At 64.5% G+C, this 16742-nt stretch carries 19 protein-coding genes; 13 read left to right on the top strand and 6 right to left on the bottom strand.

Going from position 1 to position 16742, the window contains the following annotated elements:
* Positions 1-187, bottom strand: a 187-nt coding sequence (locus A3AS_RS0126120; RefSeq protein WP_026202372.1) for a helix-turn-helix domain-containing protein, incomplete at its 3' end; no start/stop codon positions are given.
* 122 nt (positions 188-309) lie between these two features.
* On the opposite strand from A3AS_RS0126120, the gene A3AS_RS0126115 reads away from it, so the two are divergent.
* Entirely contained in the window at positions 310-1053 is a 744-nt protein-coding gene (locus tag A3AS_RS0126115; RefSeq protein ID WP_018320488.1) for a DUF2786 domain-containing protein, read from the top strand.
* 83 nt (positions 1054-1136) lie between these two features.
* Here A3AS_RS0126115 and A3AS_RS0126110 read toward each other — a convergent pair whose 3' ends face one another.
* A complete protein-coding gene (locus A3AS_RS0126110) occupies positions 1137-1745 on the bottom strand; it encodes a hypothetical protein (RefSeq protein ID WP_026202371.1) in 609 nt (202 codons plus the stop codon).
* 268 nt (positions 1746-2013) lie between these two features.
* Between A3AS_RS0126110 and A3AS_RS0126105 the strand changes: the two genes are divergently transcribed.
* From A3AS_RS0126105 to A3AS_RS0126095, 3 genes are all read left to right on the top strand, one after another.
* Entirely contained in the window at positions 2014-4047 is a 2034-nt protein-coding gene (locus A3AS_RS0126105; RefSeq protein ID WP_018320487.1) for a VTT domain-containing protein, read from the top strand.
* Entirely contained in the window at positions 4047-4739 is a 693-nt protein-coding gene (locus A3AS_RS0126100) for an endonuclease/exonuclease/phosphatase family protein (RefSeq protein ID WP_018320486.1), read from the top strand. The genes A3AS_RS0126105 and A3AS_RS0126100 overlap by 1 nt, the downstream gene beginning before the upstream one ends.
* 160 nt (positions 4740-4899) lie before the next feature.
* On the top strand, positions 4900-5091 hold the full coding sequence (locus tag A3AS_RS0126095) for a hypothetical protein (RefSeq protein WP_018320485.1): 192 nt from the start codon (positions 4900-4902) through the stop codon (positions 5089-5091).
* Positions 5092-5149: 58 nt separating this feature from the next.
* On the opposite strand, the gene A3AS_RS0126090 is transcribed toward A3AS_RS0126095, so the two are convergent.
* Positions 5150-5374 carry a hypothetical protein gene (locus A3AS_RS0126090; protein WP_018320484.1) on the bottom strand — a complete coding sequence of 75 codons (225 nt, stop codon included), beginning with the start codon at positions 5372-5374 and terminating at the stop codon, positions 5150-5152.
* A 259-nt stretch (positions 5375-5633) separates the two neighbouring features.
* Between A3AS_RS0126090 and A3AS_RS0126085 the strand changes: the two genes are divergently transcribed.
* Positions 5634-5954 carry a DUF1476 domain-containing protein gene (locus A3AS_RS0126085; RefSeq protein WP_038970337.1) on the top strand — a complete coding sequence of 107 codons (321 nt, stop codon included), beginning with the start codon at positions 5634-5636 and terminating at the stop codon, positions 5952-5954.
* A 17-nt stretch (positions 5955-5971) separates the two neighbouring features.
* Here A3AS_RS0126085 and A3AS_RS0126080 read toward each other — a convergent pair whose 3' ends face one another.
* Entirely contained in the window at positions 5972-6550 is a 579-nt protein-coding gene (locus tag A3AS_RS0126080) for a TIGR00645 family protein (protein WP_018320482.1), read from the bottom strand.
* Between the two features lie 158 nt (positions 6551-6708).
* Here A3AS_RS0126080 and A3AS_RS0126075 point away from each other — a divergent pair, with 158 nt between their 5' ends.
* Complete coding sequence (locus tag A3AS_RS0126075; RefSeq protein WP_018320481.1) at positions 6709-6999, top strand: hypothetical protein; 291 nt, start codon at positions 6709-6711, stop codon at positions 6997-6999.
* Positions 7000-7016: 17 nt separating this feature from the next.
* Here the strand turns inward: A3AS_RS0126075 and A3AS_RS49820 are convergent, their stop codons facing one another.
* Positions 7017-7145 carry a hypothetical protein gene (locus tag A3AS_RS49820; RefSeq protein ID WP_018320480.1) on the bottom strand — a complete coding sequence of 43 codons (129 nt, stop codon included), beginning with the start codon at positions 7143-7145 and terminating at the stop codon, positions 7017-7019.
* Between the two features lie 786 nt (positions 7146-7931).
* Between A3AS_RS49820 and A3AS_RS0126055 the strand changes: the two genes are divergently transcribed.
* Positions 7932-8858, top strand: coding sequence for a septal ring lytic transglycosylase RlpA family protein (locus A3AS_RS0126055; protein WP_049814989.1), 927 nt, complete (start codon positions 7932-7934; stop codon positions 8856-8858).
* On the opposite strand, the gene A3AS_RS0126050 is transcribed toward A3AS_RS0126055, so the two are convergent.
* Positions 8855-9808: an alpha/beta fold hydrolase gene (locus tag A3AS_RS0126050; protein WP_018320478.1), complete on the bottom strand. Its 954-nt coding sequence runs from the start codon at positions 9806-9808 to the stop codon at positions 8855-8857. The two genes, A3AS_RS0126055 and A3AS_RS0126050, sit on opposite strands and share 4 nt — an antisense overlap.
* A 153-nt stretch (positions 9809-9961) precedes the next feature.
* On the opposite strand from A3AS_RS0126050, the gene A3AS_RS0126045 reads away from it, so the two are divergent.
* The 6 genes from A3AS_RS0126045 to A3AS_RS0126020 all read left to right on the top strand — a co-directional run bounded on the left by A3AS_RS0126045 (position 9962) and on the right by A3AS_RS0126020 (position 16667).
* Positions 9962-11224 (top strand): D-alanyl-D-alanine carboxypeptidase family protein, encoded by a 1263-nt coding sequence (locus A3AS_RS0126045; RefSeq protein WP_018320477.1) that lies wholly within the window; start codon positions 9962-9964, stop codon positions 11222-11224.
* Positions 11225-11226: 2 nt separating this feature from the next.
* The gene (gene tmk, locus A3AS_RS0126040) at positions 11227-11913 is read left to right on the top strand and encodes a dTMP kinase (protein WP_018320476.1); all 687 of its coding nucleotides are present in this window, start codon (positions 11227-11229) and stop codon (positions 11911-11913) included.
* On the top strand, positions 11910-12956 hold the full coding sequence (locus A3AS_RS0126035; protein WP_018320475.1) for a DNA polymerase III subunit delta': 1047 nt from the start codon (positions 11910-11912) through the stop codon (positions 12954-12956). The genes tmk and A3AS_RS0126035 overlap by 4 nt, the downstream gene beginning before the upstream one ends.
* Before the next feature lie 107 nt (positions 12957-13063).
* Positions 13064-15067 carry a methionine--tRNA ligase gene (metG, locus tag A3AS_RS0126030; RefSeq protein ID WP_020508741.1) on the top strand — a complete coding sequence of 668 codons (2004 nt, stop codon included), beginning with the start codon at positions 13064-13066 and terminating at the stop codon, positions 15065-15067.
* Positions 15068-15079: 12 nt separating this feature from the next.
* Complete coding sequence (locus A3AS_RS0126025) at positions 15080-15856, top strand: TatD family hydrolase (protein ID WP_018320474.1); 777 nt, start codon at positions 15080-15082, stop codon at positions 15854-15856.
* 13 nt (positions 15857-15869) lie between these two features.
* Positions 15870-16667 carry an MBL fold metallo-hydrolase gene (locus tag A3AS_RS0126020; protein ID WP_018320473.1) on the top strand — a complete coding sequence of 266 codons (798 nt, stop codon included), beginning with the start codon at positions 15870-15872 and terminating at the stop codon, positions 16665-16667.
* The last annotated feature ends 75 nt before the right edge of the window (positions 16668-16742 follow it).

Genomic DNA, 16742 nt, shown 5'->3' with positions numbered 1-16742 from the left:
GGACCGGCCGCCGGGAGCGATCGCTCAGGGCCTCGAGACCGTACTCCTTATAGCGATCGAAGATCTTGTAGCCGGTCTTGCGCGATATGCCGAACTCGCGGCAGACCTCGGACATGGCTTCTCCTTCCAGAAGCCGGGCGACAAAGCGAAGGCGTTCTTCCATGACCGAACTCGCTCTCCACGGCATCGCCACCTCCCGCAGAACAAAAGCGGAAAGTGTAACCCATGTGTCCGGTACGTTCTGTCACCTATGTCTCGGGCCGCTCACGAACGGGGTCTCTCGGTCGGGCTTTCCCGAGCAGGTGATCGGTGGACCAGGCGTTAAATCCGGACGGGCTCGGCAAGCTCAAGCTCCGCATTCAGGCGTTGCGCGCCAAGACCATCGCCAATGGCTGTACCGAGGACGAGGCGCTGTCTGCCGCCGCCAAGGTTGCCGAACTGCTGGATCGCCACGATTTGTCGCTCTCCGACGTCGAGTTGCGCGCCTCGCCGTGCGAACGGAGGGTCTTTGAGACCCATCGCAAGAAGCGAATTCCGCTCGACGACTGCATCGGCGCGATCGCTCATTTCTGCGATTGCCGGGTCTGGCGCGAGAAGAACCCGGCCGGCGAGAACATCTATGTGTTCTTCGGTCTCGGCGCCGATGTCGAGGTCGCGCATTACCTGGCCGAGCTGATCGACGGCGCCGTGCGCGCCGAACTTGGCCGCTTCAAGACCTCGGTCGACTACGCCCGGTTCCGGCACCAAGAGCGGCATCTGGCCAATGCCTCCTTCGCGCTCGGGATGGTGGCGTCGATCGCGGACAGGCTGGTGGCAATCAAGGCCAGTCGCGATCAGGTCAACGAAGGCACCGGCCGCGGGCTGGTGGTCCTCAAGACCTCGGTGGTCGATGCAGAATTCGACAAGCTCGACCTCAAGCTCCGGACCCAGCGCAGCACCGGACGGATGGTGTCGATGACGGCCTATGAAGCCGGTGGCGACGCCGGAGCGTCGCTAGCCATTCATTCCGGCCTTGGTAGAGCGCGGTCAGGGGCCACTGCCAAAGGAAGCTGAGCGCATCAGGGCGCGTGAGCTACGCCGTGCCACAGCCCTACGCCCGTCTTTTTCGAGTGGGCAGCCTTGGCAAACCGAAAACCTCAGCTCTTCGGACCGCCACCCTTCAGCGCGTTCCAGGCGGCCTGGTTCGCCTGATCGAACGCCTTCCGGGACTCGGCGAGCGCCTCGCTCAGGACCGACCAGGATTCGCTGCCGGCCTGCTTCAGCTTCTGCAGACGCGCTTCGGCTTCGGACGCATCGGATTTCATCTGCTTGAGCGCGGCATCGACATCGACGGTGCGGGCTGCGGTCACTTTACCCGCGGCCTCGCGGAATTTGTCCGCCGCTTCGCGCCAGGCCTTGGCCTGTGCCGCTGCAACGTCCTTGAAGGTGGCCTGCTGCTGCTCCAACTGTTTGCCGGCGCCTTCGAAGTAGGTTTTCACCTGGGCCTCGAATCCAGCCCACTGCTTTTCCAAATCGGCCTTGGCGTCCGTCCAGGCGGCTTCACCTGCTTCCGCCTGGGTCTTGAGCATCGCCTGAAACGCGTCACGGCGCGTCGTCAGATCGGACAGAAGTTGATCCGTCTTCACCTTGGACTCGGCCTTGGCCTGACCTGCCTTGACCTCAAACGAAGCCAATGCGGCGTCCATCTCGTCGATCCGCTCCTTGGCCCAATTGAGGTAGAAGTGCATGCTGCTCTGCTGTGACATGGCCGTCTCCATCTGCTTTCCGACGTGAGGTTCCCAGAGCTTCGGCCTGCTCGTATTGACCTGTCTCAATGATGTTGCGGTCTCACGAAATTGCGACGGCGCACAGCGCAGACTCAGTGCCTGGCAACCTCGACCTCCTGGATTCGTGGAACCCCTTGAGCATTCAGCGCGTTTAGACGCGAATGCAAATTGCGAGGTCCACCTGCTTCAGAGCTCATCCACCCTGATACCCGGCGACACCGTCTGGCGGCGGTGCAAGGCGCGGCGCGTGGCGGTTCTGAACGATGCGGCCGCTTATTTCGCGGCCCTGCGCGAGGCGCTGCTCGCGGCGCAGGATCTCGTCTACATCGTCGGGTGGGATATCCATAGCGAGACCAGGCTGGTCGGATCGTCGGGGCGGGCGGATGACGGCTTGCCGGAACAGCTCGGCCCATTTCTGTGCGCCCTCGTTCACCGCCGGCCGGACCTGCGGATCAACATTCTGGTCTGGGACTTCGTCTCGTTCTACGCCTCCGAACGGGAATGGAATTCCGCGGCCAAATTCACCGCCGACACGGACGGCCGCGTCCGATTTCATCTGGATTCCACGCTTCCGTTCGGCTCGGCCCAGCACCAGAAGATCGTCTCTATCGACGGTTCACTGGCGTTCGTCGGCGGGCTCGATCTGACGATCAGACGCTGGGACACGAGCGATCATCGCGTCGATCACGAACTGCGCTGCGACCCCCAGGGCAAGCCATACCCGCCGTTTCATGATGTTCAATGCGTGGTCGACGGGGATGCTGCCGCCTCGCTGTTCGAACTCGCCGAGGAGCGCTGGCGTGCGGCAGGCCAACAGATGCAGGATCGGCATGCGCAAAAGAGTATGCGCTGGCCGTCGCATGTGCCGGTCGAGGCTGAGCTCATGCCGGTTGGGATCGCCCGGACCGAGGTGGTCTGTCCTGCAGGTTCGACCATCAGGGAGGTCGAACGCTCCTTGATTGCAGCGATCCGGTCCGCGACGAGCTTCATCTACATCGAGAACCAGTTCACCAGCGCGATCAAGATCGCGCATGAGTTGGCGGAGCAGATGCAGCGCGTGCCGTCGCTCCGGGTTCTGGTCGTCGCTCCAAAACTGCATTCCTCGTGGCTGGAATCCCAGGCCATGCAGAACGGCCGTGGCGCGTTCATCGACTGCTTCAGCGAGGCTGGCGTGGCAGATCGCATCCGCTTCGTCTACCCGGTCACACGAGAGGGAGACACGGAAGCGGCCGTGATGGTGCACAGCAAGCTCATGATCGTCGATGACAGGATCTTGAGGATCGGCTCGGCCAATTTGAACAACCGGTCGATGGGCGCCGACAGCGAATGTGATCTGATCTTTGAAGCCGCATCCGACGAACATCGCGAGTTCGTCGCTTCAGTTCGGCATCGCCTGGTAGCCCATTTTTGTGGCCTCGACGAACAGAGCGTCAGGCAAAACGACGATCGTCTTCTTGCTCTTATGGACGAGGTGTCGAAAGCCGATGGCCCGAAGACGCTGCGGGCAGTGGAAGCCTCCGTCCTGACCAGCACTCTGGCCACGATGGTTCAGCCGGTGGCGGACCCTGAGCGGCCCCTTCATCTCGAGCGGGCGGCATCGCGCATGTGGAGCACGAAGACCGTCATCGGGATCGTATCGATCGCCGTGGCGCTTTTTGGCTTGGCAATAGCCTGGTCGTACACCTCCTTGAGCGATTTGGCCGACACGGGCCGCGTCTCGAATTTGCTGTCGACTTACTCCCAGTCCGTCTGGGGGCCGCCACTCGCAATCGCGGCTTTTGTCGTTGGCGGGCTGGTGGTGTTTCCGGTGCTCGTGCTCATTGCAGCAACGGCTGCCGCGCTTGGGCCATGGCTGGGTTTCGCCACGGCGATCGCCGGCGTCTTGCTCAGCGCCTTCGTCCTTTTCGTGATCGGGCGGGCCCTCGGACGGCAGCGGCTCCAGCAGTTGCTCGGACGACGCGCCGCGCGGATCCAGGACCGCGTTGTCGGCAAGGGCGTCCTGGCTGTCGTCGTCATCCGGATGATTCCCATCGCACCGTTCTCGGTCGTGAACGTCGTGGCTGGCGCGAGCACGCTGCCTTTACGCGACTTCCTGCTCGGAACCCTGCTTGGCATGACGCCCGGTATTCTTGCCATGGCCGTGCTGGGGGCTCAGATCGCGGATTTGGCCCGCAATGCATCCTGGAGCAGCATGTTGCTGTTGGTGCTGGCGTTCCTGGGCTGGCTCGGCGTCTGCGCAGGCGCGCAATTCCTCGCGACCTGGCTCGCCGGGAGGCGCTGATGGCGCCGGTGCGTTTCATGACGTGGAATGTGCACGGCACGTTCAATCTCAATCCGAAGTTCGATCTGGAGGGGGTCTGTTCCATCCTTCGCAAATGGGCTCCTGATGTCGTCGCGCTTCAGGAGGTGGATTCGCGATCGAGGTCCGACGATCCGTTTGCGAAGCTGGCGAGTGTCGTCGGCGATCATCGCGTTCACGCCAAGTCGATTGTCACCGCGGATGGCGACTACGGTCAGATGCTCCTGAGCCGCTTTCCGTTCTCCGGGGTGCCCGAAATCGTCGACGTGTCGTATCGGGAGCGCGAGCCACGCAGGGCCATTGCCGCTGGCCTCCTGACGCCGGTCGGTGACGTGCGCGTGGTTGCCACGCATCTCGGCCTGAGCATCCACGAGCGGCATGCCCAGGCACAAACCCTGGTGAGCCTGGTGAAACCCGAAAGGACCGTCGTCCTCGGCGATTTCAACGATTGGTTTTGGGTCAAGTCGGTGCGGCGCGTGCTCGCGCAGGCCTGCCCCAACCGTACGCGGCTGCGCACCTTCCCATCGCGCTTGCCCCTGATGCGGCTCGACCGGATTTATGCGACCTCTGATAGCCGGATCGCGAAAGTCTGGACCGACACGGAGGCGAGGGCGTTCTCGGACCACCTGCCCGTCATCGCCGAGGTTGATATCCAGGGGCCTTCGAGAGCCTAGAAAAAGCTTTATTCTACAACGGCATAGCTACTGTGCATGGGGTTGTTTTTCGATATTTGTTGGGGCGGCGTTCGGGCGGGGCGGACCGCTCGAGTTCCAATTTGCAGGGCCGCCGGGTCCGCCCAGTGGAACCCTTTCGCCGGGTCTGCGTTGTCTCCGCATGACTGAAGACCTTTCCTTCCGACGCAAACCCCTGACCCCCGAGCAGCGCCAGGCGCGCGATGCGGCACGCCGGATCGAGGCCGAAAAGGCCATGCGCGACCATGAAGAGGCGCAGAAGGCGTTTTACGCCAACAAGGAGCGGCTGAAGGCCGAACGGCTGGCGCGCGAGGCGGCGGCGGCGAAGGCCTGATCCAGCGCGGGTCCCGCCCGCAATCTTCTGATGCGATCTGTCCGGGCGATGCCGCCGGCTAGTGCCGTTTCGGCGTCCGCGTCGCGCTCCAAGCCAGCTTCAGCGCCTGGACGGCCCCTGTGAACGCGCCGCGGGGCGATTGCGCCTCGATGGCTTCGGCTGCGATGCGGCAATCGTCGGCGACCTTGAGCAGCCCGCTTTTCGCGAGGTCCATGGTGGAGAGGGCGGCCTGCTCCAGGCAGACCCGTTCAAGCCGTCGAAACTCCCGCAGCTCTTTGTTCATGCGTCAGCTCTCGGTATGCCCCAAGCCATGCGGCGCTGAGTCTGCTTAACGATCAGTAAACGATCTCTGCCTAGCCGAGCCGGCTGGCGCCGGGCTTGTGCGGGCCATGCACGCGCCCGGCGCGGGGGCGCATCGGCAGGCTTGACGGCGTTTGGCTTCCGCCGGAAGCTTCAACTGATCCGAACTGACGTGAAGCACGGGAGACGTTCGCCCCCAGCCAGTCCGACACCCATCAGCGCAAGCGCAAATGGAGCTGACCATGACCACGTTCGACAAGCGCGAGCAGGGTTTTGAGGCCAAGTTCGTCCACGACGAGGAATTCATGTTCAAGGCCACCGCCCGGTCCAACAAGCTGCTCGGGCTTTGGGCTGCAGGCCAACTCGGGCTGAGCGGCGATGCCGCGGCAAGCTACGCCACCACGCTGGTGACGGACCATCTGGAGAGCCGGGCGATCGCCGATGTCGTAGACAAGGTGTCAGGCGATCTCGCCGCCAAGGGCATCGCGCGTGAGCAGGTCGCGCTGAAGCTTCAGGAGTGCCTGCACCAGGCGCTGGCGCAGCTCGAAGTGGACAAGCAATAAGGTCGACGTTGGTAACCTCACTCGGCCTGCTTGCGCGTGCCGGAGTCACCGAGCCTGTCGACATAGGCAATGCCGATCGCCGAAACGACGAAGGTGAGGTGGATCAGCACCTGCCACATCACGCCGGTCTCGGTGAAGCCGGCGCGGTTCGAGCCGAGATTGCCGGCCTCGATGAAGGTGCGCAGCAGCGCGATCGAGGAGATGCCGATGATGGCCATGGCGAGCTTGATCTTGAGCACGCTCGCATTGACGTGGCCGAGCCATTCCGGCTCGTCGGGATGGCCCTGCAGGTCGAGCCGCGAGACGAACGTCTCGTAGCCGCCGACGATCACCATCACGAGCAGGTTGGAGATCATCACGACGTCGATCAGCGCCAGCACACTCATCATGATCTGCTGCTCGGTGAGGTCGAGGGCGTGCCAGGAGAGGTGCCAGAGCTCTTTCAGGAACAGCGCGATGTAGACGCATTGCGCCACGATCAGTCCGAGATAGAGCGGCAGTTGCAGCCAGCGCGAGCCGAAGATGATCATCGGCAGCAGGCCGAGGCGCGGCGAGGGCGAACGAGGTTCGGATTGGGGTGAAGGCTCAACCGACATTCAGGCTGCATCCTCGCAATCGAAACGATCGCTTTCATCTAGCCCGACAACATGGCCGGCGGAAGACGCGCCGCACGTCCCGCCATCGGCTGATCGCGCCATTTCGTGCTAGCGTGCCGAACGGCCATCGCGCGACGGTGTGGATCGGGAGGCGGGGAGTGACGAGGAGCGGCTTTCGCAGATGGTCCGGCGGCATCGCGCTCGCCGGCGCAATCATGATTGGCGCGGGCACCGCGGAGGTCTCGGCGACACCGCTGACGCCGTTTCGCTACGAGGCGCAGGCGCAGCGTCATTGCCCGCACGACAAGGTGGTCTGGCTCGACTTCCGGAAGGGCATCTACTACCGCAAGGGTCAGAAGCGGTACGGCCAGGGGTTCGACGGCAGCTTCGTCTGCCTGAACGAGGCCCATGACAGCCGCTATCGCCGCTCCCTGCTGGGTCTGCGCTGAGTGGCGCGTGACGCCGGCTATTTCTGCGCCGGCAGCCTGACCGGCACGTGCGGGGAGGTGCTGATGACCCGGGGGCTTCCGTCCGGATAGGTGCGGTCGCCGCGGATCAGGGATTCCAGGACCAGGAAGAATTTCTCGGCAAGCATTTGTGTCACCCTCGTTGGTGATGGCCTCTGGAAATGAGTCGAGGCACCGAACGCGGGAATTCAATCAACAGATTGGGAGCGGGACATTGGCGCATACTGCGCCGCGGTGGAGCTGTGCTGGAGGGTAACGAAGCGGGGCTCAGGCGAACGCCAGTGCCACCAGGCTCGAGCAGAGCAGAACCAAGCCGCCGGCGGTCAATGCCAGGAAGCCGTCAGATACCAGGTCATGGTTACGCATGTGACACCTGCCGCTCTCGTTTTCGATGCTCGCTCGGATCGATCAAAATTGTCCGAACTCGCCGCTTGAAAGAGGTGATGCTTGCCGTCGGCGCGAGTGCCCTTAGGCCCTCGTGCGGTAGCCTTCAAACGCATGGGCCAGGAAGATCCCCGCGCTTACCAGACCCATCAGTGCCGAAACCGTCTCGATCATCGTTAAATTCCAAATCCCGCCCTTGCAGCCGAGAGAACGCGTGCGGCCTTGCACAGTCAAAAGAATTCCAGTGAAGGCAGCGACAATGGGGGTGGAGTGAGGATTTGGCGCAACAGAATGTCCAGCCGTGGCACAGGGTTGGCGCCATCGCTCCGTAGAACAACGGAAAAATGCGAACGTCTCGTTTACCATCCCGGCGGGATCGCTGTGGGCTCCCCATTTCCGCCGTGTTCGGGTTGCGTTATCGTTACCGCATCCGACGCGGTGGTGGGCCGCCTCGGATTAAAGGACCGGACAGCGCTCCCCGTAGCCAAAGCGGGGTGGGTACACCTCCGGCAAAGTGGTATTTGGGGCGCATGGGGATCCGACGGTCAGATTCGGTTTTGCGGGCCGCGCGTGGCGCTGCGGCGGTCGCGGCCTGCGTTGCGCTGGCCAATTGCGCCTCCTCCAACAAATTCGCCAGCCGCGTCGATCCGAAATACGGCGTGTCCTCGAGCCCCCGGGTCGTGGCGTTCGGGGACCCGGTCCCGAAGGGCGGCGGCACCTACCGCGTCGGCAAGCCCTATGTCGTGGCCGGCCGGACCTACGTGCCCGAGGAGGACGTCAACTACCGCGCCGAGGGCATGGCGTCCTGGTACGGCGATGACTTCCACGGCCGCCTGACCGCCAATGGCGAAGTGTTCGACATGACCTCGCTGACCGCGGCGCATCCGACCCTGCCGATGCCGTCCTATGCGCGGGTGACCAATGTCTCGAACGGCAAGTCGCTGATCGTGCGCGTCAATGACCGCGGCCCCTATCACGGCAACCGCCTCATCGATGTCTCGAACAAGGCCGCCGAACTGCTTGAATTCAAAGGCAACGGCGTCGCCAAGGTTCGCGTCGAATATGTCGGCCGGGCGCCGCTCGAAGGCTCCGACGACCGCCAGCTTCTGGCGACCCTGCGCACCGGCGTTCCGGCGCCGTCGCCCTCGATGGTCCGGGTCGCCTCGGCCAAGCCCTTCGTGCCGGAATTGCCGGGATCGAGCCGCGGTGCCATTCGCGGCGACGTGCCGATGCCGGAGGGGCGGCCCTATAATCTCGGCACCACCTCCGCCGACATGGCCTCGCTCAATGCGACCTCGGAAATGTCGGCCTCGAGCCGCGGCCGGGGGCGGGCGGTCCACAACGCGCGCGCCGTGTCCTATGACGCGGACGGCCGCTACGCGGCGGAGAACGCGCCGTCATCGGCCGACGGGGCCGCCGAGGCCCGCAGCATCCTGAGCGGCCGCGGGCTCTATTAGGCTGCGCTTTCCTTCAGGAATTGCACCAGCGCCGCGTTCACCTCGTCGGGCCGTTCCTGCTGCACCCAATGGCCGGCGCCCTCGATGATCAGCTTCTGCTTCAGATTGGGCAGCACGCGCTCGAGCTCGTTGACGCGCTTGGCACCGATCAGGCCGGTGATGACGGCGTCCCTGGAGCCGGCGATGAACAGCGAGGGCTGATGGATCTGCGCGTCCTGCCAGGGCGCCGTCAGCTCCCAATTGCGGTCGATGTTGCGGTACCAGTTCAGCCCGCCGCGAAAGCCGGACTTGCGGAAGCTTTCGGTGAAATAGGCGAGGTCGGCCTCGCCGAGCCAGCCGGGCAGCGGCTCCTCGGTGGTGGCGTGGCTGAGAAAGCCCTTGCCCTCCTGCACGAACATGGCGGCAGTGGGATCGGCAAGGCCGCGTCCGCCGAGCACGATGCGCATGGTGCGGGCGACGTCTCGTTCCAGCTCGGCCTCGGCGACGCCGGGCGCCTGGAAGTACTGCCAGTAGAAATTGGTGACGCCGCCCTGGCGCAAGAGGTCGAGCGGCTTGCCGCGGCCGCGGAACGGCGGCGGCACGCTGAGGCCCGCGACCGCCGTGAAGATGTCGGGCCGGAACAGCGCCGCATGCCAGGCAACCGGTGCGCCCCAATCGTGGCCGACCACCATCGCCTTGGTCTCGCCGAGCGCCTGCACGAGACCGACCATGTCGCCGACCGTGTCGAAAATCGAGTAGGCTGCGACCTCAGGCGGCGCGGCGCTCTGGCCGTAGCCGCGCATGTCGGGGGCGACGACGTGAAACCCGGCCGCGGCCAGCGCGGGGATCTGGTGGCGCCAGGAATAGGAAAGCTCCGGCCAGCCATGGCACAGCACGACCAGCGCACCCTGGCCGGCTTCGCGGATGAAGAGATCGATGCCGTTGGCCTTGATCACGCGGGTGGAGGACATCGCTTTTCCGCCTTGTTTCAGGGGTTTGGTCGAAAAACATAAGGCGCCACGATAGGGGCGCGGCGAGAATCGTGCAATCTCAGGGACAGGCGTCGAACCGCGTGTTGTTCGCATCTGTTCCAACTGTTAGAACGCCTCTCTCAGGGCTTCGCCATGGCATTTCGTCTTCCTTTGCTTAGTCGTAACTGGCTCACAGCCGGAACACTGGCGCGCGGGCTGGTCGCCGCGATTCTGGTGGCAAGCATCGGCTGGAGCGGGGCGCTTCTGGCCGCCAACCAGAGCATCCAGGGCGCCAAGAAGCCTGATGATGCCGGATTCGACGGCGATGCCCCGACCGCGATCCTGATCGAGGCCTCCTCAGGCAGCGTGCTGTTCGAGAAGAACGCCGACGAGCTCCGAGCGCCCTCCAGCATGATGAAGCTGATGACGGCGGAGGTCGTCTTCAATGCCATCAAGAAGGGCGACATCAAGCTGACCGACGAGTACCGGATCAGCGAGAACGCCTGGCGCCGGGGCGGCGCGCCCTCGGGCGGCTCGACCATGTTCGCCGCCATCAACAGCAAGGTCTCGGTCGACGATCTCCTGCACGGCGCGATCATCCAGAGCGGCAACGATGCCTGCATCGCGCTCGCCGAGGCCATGGCGGGCAACGAGAAGATTTTCGCGGCGGACTTCATGACCAAGCGCGCCCGCGAGCTCGGCATGACCAAATCGACCTTCGGCAACTCCAACGGTTTGCCCGACCCCGCCAACAAGATGACGGTGCGCGAGCTTGGCATGCTCGCCCGGCACATCATCCTGGACTTTCCGGAGTTCTACAAACTGTTCGGCGAGAAAGAGTACACCTGGAACAAGATCCGCCAGCCCAACCGCAATCCGCTGCTCAATTCGATGGAAGGCGCCGACGGGCTGAAGACCGGCTATACCAAGGAGGGCGGCTACGGCATGGTCGGCTCGGCGGTGCAGAACGGCACGCGGCTGATTGTCGTCGTCAACGGACTGGAAGACCCCGAGGATCGCGCGACGGAAGCCAAGAAAATGCTGGAATGGGGTTTCCGCAATTTCGAGACCCGCACGCTGATCGCGGCCGAGCAGCCGGTCGGCTACGCCAAGGTGTTCGGCGGCGAGAGCCGCTCGGTCAAGCTCGTCGCCAAGACTCCGGTGAAGGTGATGGTGCACAAGAACGGCAGCGACAAGCTGATTGCGCGCGTCGTCTATAGCGGTCCGGTGCGGGCGCCGGTCGAGGCCGGCCAACGGGTCGGCGTGGTCAAGGTCTGGCGCAGCGGCAACATCGCGGTGGAGACGCCGGTCTATGCGGCGGAAGCGATCGGCACTGGCTCGACCGTGCGACGCGCGATCGACGGCGCCAGCGAGCTCGTGATCGGCATGTTCCGCGCAGGCGCCGAGAAGCTCTGATCATGAGTGAGAGCGCGCTACAGCGGCCGTCCGGACGCGGACGCTTCGTCACCTTTGAAGGCGGCGAGGGCACGGGCAAGTCGACCCAGATCAAGAAGCTTGCCGACCGCCTCAAGGCGGCAAAGCTCCGCATCCGCGTCACGCGCGAGCCGGGCGGCTCGCCGGGCGCGGAGATCATGCGTCATCTGGTGCTGTCGGGCATGGGCAAGCTGCTCGGCCCCGAGGCGGAAACGCTGCTGTTCGCCGCCGCGCGCGATGACCATGTCCGCACCGTGATCCTGCCTGCGCTCAACCAGGGCACCTGGGTGCTGTGCGACCGCTTCGCCGACTCGACGCGGGCCTATCAGGGCAGCCTCGGCCAGGTGCCTGAGGGCCTGATCAACGCGATGCAGCGGGTCACGATCGGCGATCTCAAGCCGGACCTCACCATCATTCTCGATCTGCCGGTCGAGATCGGCCTGCAACGCGCCGCCGCGCGCCGCGGCAACAGCACGCCCGACCGGTTCGAAGGCGAGAAGCTCGGTTTTCACCAGGGCCTGCGCGAGGCCTATCGCAAGATTGCCGAGGACGATCCCGCACGCTGCGTGCTGATCGACGCCAATTCCGACCCTGACACGGTCGCAGGCCGTGTCTGGACGGCGCTGCGCGATCGTCTCCTTCCCACACCAGCCTCGGTGGTTTCCGTATGAGCCCGCGTCAGACCGAGCGTGAAACCGCCATTCCGCATCCGCGCGAGACATCGAAACTGTTCGGTCATCGCGAAGCCGAGACCGCGCTGCTGACGGCCTATCGCAGCGGCCGCATCCCTCACGCCTGGCTGATCGGCGGTCCGCAGGGCATCGGCAAGGCGACCCTGGCCTATCGAATGGCGCGCTTCGTGCTAGCCCATGGCCAGCCGCTGGGGGAAGCCGTGCAGCGCGCCGAAGACCTCGCGATCGATCCCGATGACGCCGTGGCGCGGCAGGTGGCGGCCGGCTCGCATGGCGGCCTGCTGACGCTGGAGCGTACCGCCAACGATCGCGGCGTGATGCGCACCGTGATCACCGTGGACGAGACGCGCGAGACGATCGGCTTCTTCGGCTCGACTGCTGCGGCCGAAGGCTGGCGCGTCTGCATCGTCGACACCGTCGACGAGCTCAATCCGAATGCAGCCAACGCGCTGCTGAAAATCCTTGAGGAACCGCCGCAGCAATCGCTGTTCCTTTTGGTCAGCCACGCGCCCGCGCGCGTGCTCGCCACCATCCAGTCGCGCTGCCGCAAGCTGCGCCTGCGATCGCTCGCCACGGATGATGTGATTGGCGCTGCGGCTTCGGCCGCCGATCTCGATCCGAGCGATCCCGCGCTGCGCGAGGCGGCGGAGGCCTCCGAGGGCAGCGTTGCACGGGCCCTGACGCTGCTCGGCGGCGATGCGCTCAAGCTCCAGCAGCGCACGGCGGCGCTGCTCGCGCGCCTGCCGCAGGTCGATCCGCGCGAATTGCACACGCTCGGCGATTCGCTTCCCACCAGCGACCGCGTCGCGCTCGCCGCCTTCATCGACGGCATCGATCGCTGGATCGCGGAACGCCTGCATGCGGATGAGGCCAATGCCAACCAGAACCTGCCGCGCCTTGCGCGCCTAGCTGAGGTATGGGAAAAGATCGTCCGCGCCGCGCGCGACACCGAAACCTATAATCTGGAGCGCAAGCCCTTGGTGTTCTCGGTGTTCGGCTGGCTGGCGGACGCAACGCGCTAAAGCATGATCCGGAAAGTGCGCAGCGGTTTTCCGAAAGATCATGCGCAAATCAATAATCGAACCCAGGTTCGTTTCCAGATTTCGAGAAGCCGGTAAAGGAATTCGTCGTGGCAACGCGAGCTAAGAAAACTGCTAAAGGCAAGGGCCGCAACAAGGCTGCGAAGAAAGCCGCAAAGAAGGCCGTGAAGGCGCGTGCGTCCAAGGCCAACGCCAAGGCGGCCAAGAAAGTCAAGAAGACCAAGAAGGCCACGGCCAAGAAGGGCGCGAAGAGCACCGTGAAGACGGCAAAGAAGGCGGTCAAGGAGGCTGCGAAGAAGCCGGCCGCCGCCAAGAAGCCAGCTAACAAATCAGCCAAGAAATCCGCCAAGAAATCCGCCGAGGCTCCCGCGAAGACGGTGGCCAAGAAGGCGAGGGTGGTCGCGCCTGTGATCGCAGCGCCGGCCCCCGCCGCCACGCCGCCGAAGGTTGTCAAGCCGAAGGCACCCCGCGCGCCGAAGCCCGCTGCGGCTCCGCAAGCCGCAATGCCCGCAGCCACACCAAAGGCTGCAGCGCCCGTGGCCGCGCCCGCGCGCGACAATGTCTTCTACATCACGACAGCGATCGCCTATCCCAATGGCAGTCCGCATATCGGCCACGCCTATGAAGCGATCGCGACCGACGTGCTGGCACGCTTTGCGCGGCTCGACGGCAAGGACGTGTTCTTCCTGACCGGCACCGACGAGCACGGCCAGAAGATGGTGCAGACGGCGGCCGGCGAGAACATGGCCGTCTCAGCGCTCGCGGCCCGCAATGCCGGTCGCTTCAAGGAGATGGACGAGCGTCTGAACGTGTCGTTCGACCGCTTCATCCGCACCACCGAGGAGCAGCATCATCGCTCCAGCCAGGAGATCTGGCGGCGCATGGAAGCGAACGGCGATATCTATGCCGACATCTATGCCGGCTGGTATTCCGTGCGGGACGAGGCGTATTACGCCGAGGATGAGACGCGCTTGAACGATGACGGCGTCCGGCTCGGCCCGCAGGGCACGCCGGTCGAATGGGTCGAGGAGAAGAGCTATTTCTTCCGGCTGTCGGCATACCAGGACAAGCTGTTGAAGCTCTATGCGGATCAGCCTGACTTCATCGGGCCGGACTCCCGCAAGAACGAGGTGGTGAGCTTCGTCAGAGGCGGCCTGCGTGATCTCTCGATCTCGCGCACCACCTTCGATTGGGGCGTCAAGGTGCCTGGTGACGAAGAGCACGTGATGTATGTCTGGGTCGACGCGCTGACCAACTACATCACCGGCGTCGGCTTCCCCGATGAGAACGACGGAAACTGGCGCTATTGGCCGGCCGACGTGCATATCATCGGCAAGGACATCATCCGTTTCCACGCGGTGTATTGGCCGGCGTTCCTGCTGTCGGCCGGGATTCCGCTGCCGAAGCGCGTCTATGCCCACGGCTTCCTGTTCAGCAGGGGCGAGAAGATGTCGAAGTCGGTCGGCAACGTCGTCGATCCCTTCAATCTTGCCGACCAGTACGGCGTCGACCAGGTGCGCTATTTCTTCCTGCGCGAGGTGCCGTTCGGACAGGACGGCAACTACAATCACGAGGCCATCGTGGCGCGCATCAACGCCGATCTCGCCAACGATCTCGGCAACCTCGCGCAGCGTTCGCTGTCGATGATCGCCAAGCAGCTCGGCGGCGTGCTGCCCGAGCCCGGCGAATTCAGCGACAACGACAAGGCAATCCTGGCAATGGCCGACGGCATGGTCGCCGCATCGCGCGAGGCCATGGCAACGCAGCAGATCCATCACTGGCTCAACGCCGTCTGGGCCGTGGTCGCGGAGGCCAACCGCTATTTCGCGGGCGAGGCGCCGTGGGCGCTCGCCAAGACCGACCCGGCCAGGCAGAAGACGGTGCTCTACGTCACCGCCGAAGTCGTGCGCCAGATCGCGATCCTGGCGCAGCCCGCGATGCCGACCGCCTCGGGATTGCTGCTCGACAGCCTCGGCGTCCCGGACGGGGAGCGCAACTTCGCCATGCTCGGCGGTGCCAAGCGCATCGCGCCCGGCTCGTCCCTGCCGGCACCGACGCCGGCGTTCCCGCGCTACATCGAGCCGGCAGCCTAGGACGTTTGCGCGATGCTGGTCGACAGCCACTGCCATCTGGATTTTCCGGACTTTGCGGAAGATCTCGACGGGATCGTATCGCGGGCCCGCGCGGCCGGCATCGGCCGCATGGTCACGATCTCGACCCGGGTGCGGAAGCTCGACCAGCTTCTGGCCATCACTGGGCGCTATGACGACGTCTACTGCTCGGTCGGCACTCATCCGCACAATGCGGATGAGGAGGACGGTATCGCATCGGATGAGCTGGTTGCGCTGACGGAGCATCCGAAGGTCGTAGCCCTCGGCGAAGCCGGGCTCGACTATTTCTACGACAACGGCTCGCCAGAGGCGCAGGCGAGGGGCTTTCGCGCCCACATCGCCGCCGCCCGCACCACCGGCCTGCCGCTGGTGATCCACACCCGCGAAGCCGACGAGGACTGCGGGCGCATCCTGGAAGAGGAGGCGGCCAAGGGCGCGTTTCGCGCCGTGCTGCATTGCTACACCGGAGGACGCGAGCTAGCGCTGAAGGCGGTGTCGCTCGGGCTCTATATCGGTTTCACGGGCATCCTGACCTTCAAGAAATCGGAGACCTTGCGGGCGCTGGCGGCCGAACTGCCGGCCGATCGCATCCTGGTCGAAACGGATTCGCCCTATCTTGCGCCCGGCAAGTTCCGGGGAAAACGCAACGAGCCCGCTTACGTGGTCGAGGTCGCCAAAGTGCTGGCCGAAACGCGCGGCATATCGTTTGACGAGATCTCGCGCCAGACAAGCGAGAACTTCTTCCGCCTGTTCTCGAAAGTGAAAGCCTGAAACCGGGAGCCGCATGACGCTGACGCTGACGATCCTGGGCTGCGGCTCCTCCGCCGGCGTGCCGCGCCCGGCGCTCGGTTGGGGCGCCTGCGATCCCAATAATCCCAAGAACCGCCGCCGCCGCTGTTCGCTACTGGTCGAGCGGAAGTCCGAGCACGGCACCACGCGGATCGTGATCGACACCTCGCCGGACCTGCGCGAGCAACTGCTCTCGACCAATGTCGATCACATCGACGCGGTGTTCCTGACCCATGAGCACGCCGATCAGACCCACGGCATGGACGATCTGCGTTCGGTCGTGATGCACATGCGCCGTCGTATCCCGACCTATTTCAACCTGTCGACCGCCAAGGACATCATGGCGCGGTTCTCGTATTGCTTCATCTCGCCGGAGGGCAGCGACTATCCGCCGATCCTGACGCGGCATTCGATCGAGGCGGGCGAAAGCCAGACCATTCTGGGGAAGGGCGGCGCGGTGACGATGACAGCCTTCCTGGTGCAGCACGGCGCCATTCCCGCGCTCGGCTATCGCATCGGGGACGCCGCCTATACGCCAGACCTCAACGACATCCCGCGCGAGAGCTGGGGCGCGCTGGAAAATCTGGACCTCTGGATCGTCGACGGCCTGCGCTACACCAGTCATGTCAGCCATTTTAGCATCAACGATGCGCTGTCCTGGATCGAACGGTTCAAGCCGAAGCGCGCAGTCATCACCAACATGACGGCCGATGTCGACTACGAAGTCATCCGGCAATCGCTGCCCGCGGGCGTCGTGCCCGCTTATGACGGGCTGCGGCTGGAAACGCACTGAACCTGCGGTAGAAATTCCCGCCACAAGCAGGCATAGTCCTTGCTTGCACCGGTTGCATCATGTTGATCTAACGTC

Origin of the sequence: Bradyrhizobium sp. WSM2793, from assembly GCF_000379585.1 — a bacterium.
Classification (GTDB): Bacteria; Pseudomonadota; Alphaproteobacteria; order Rhizobiales; family Xanthobacteraceae; genus Bradyrhizobium.
Note: the sequence above shows the minus strand (reverse complement) of the source record. Positions and strands in the feature narration are given on the sequence as shown.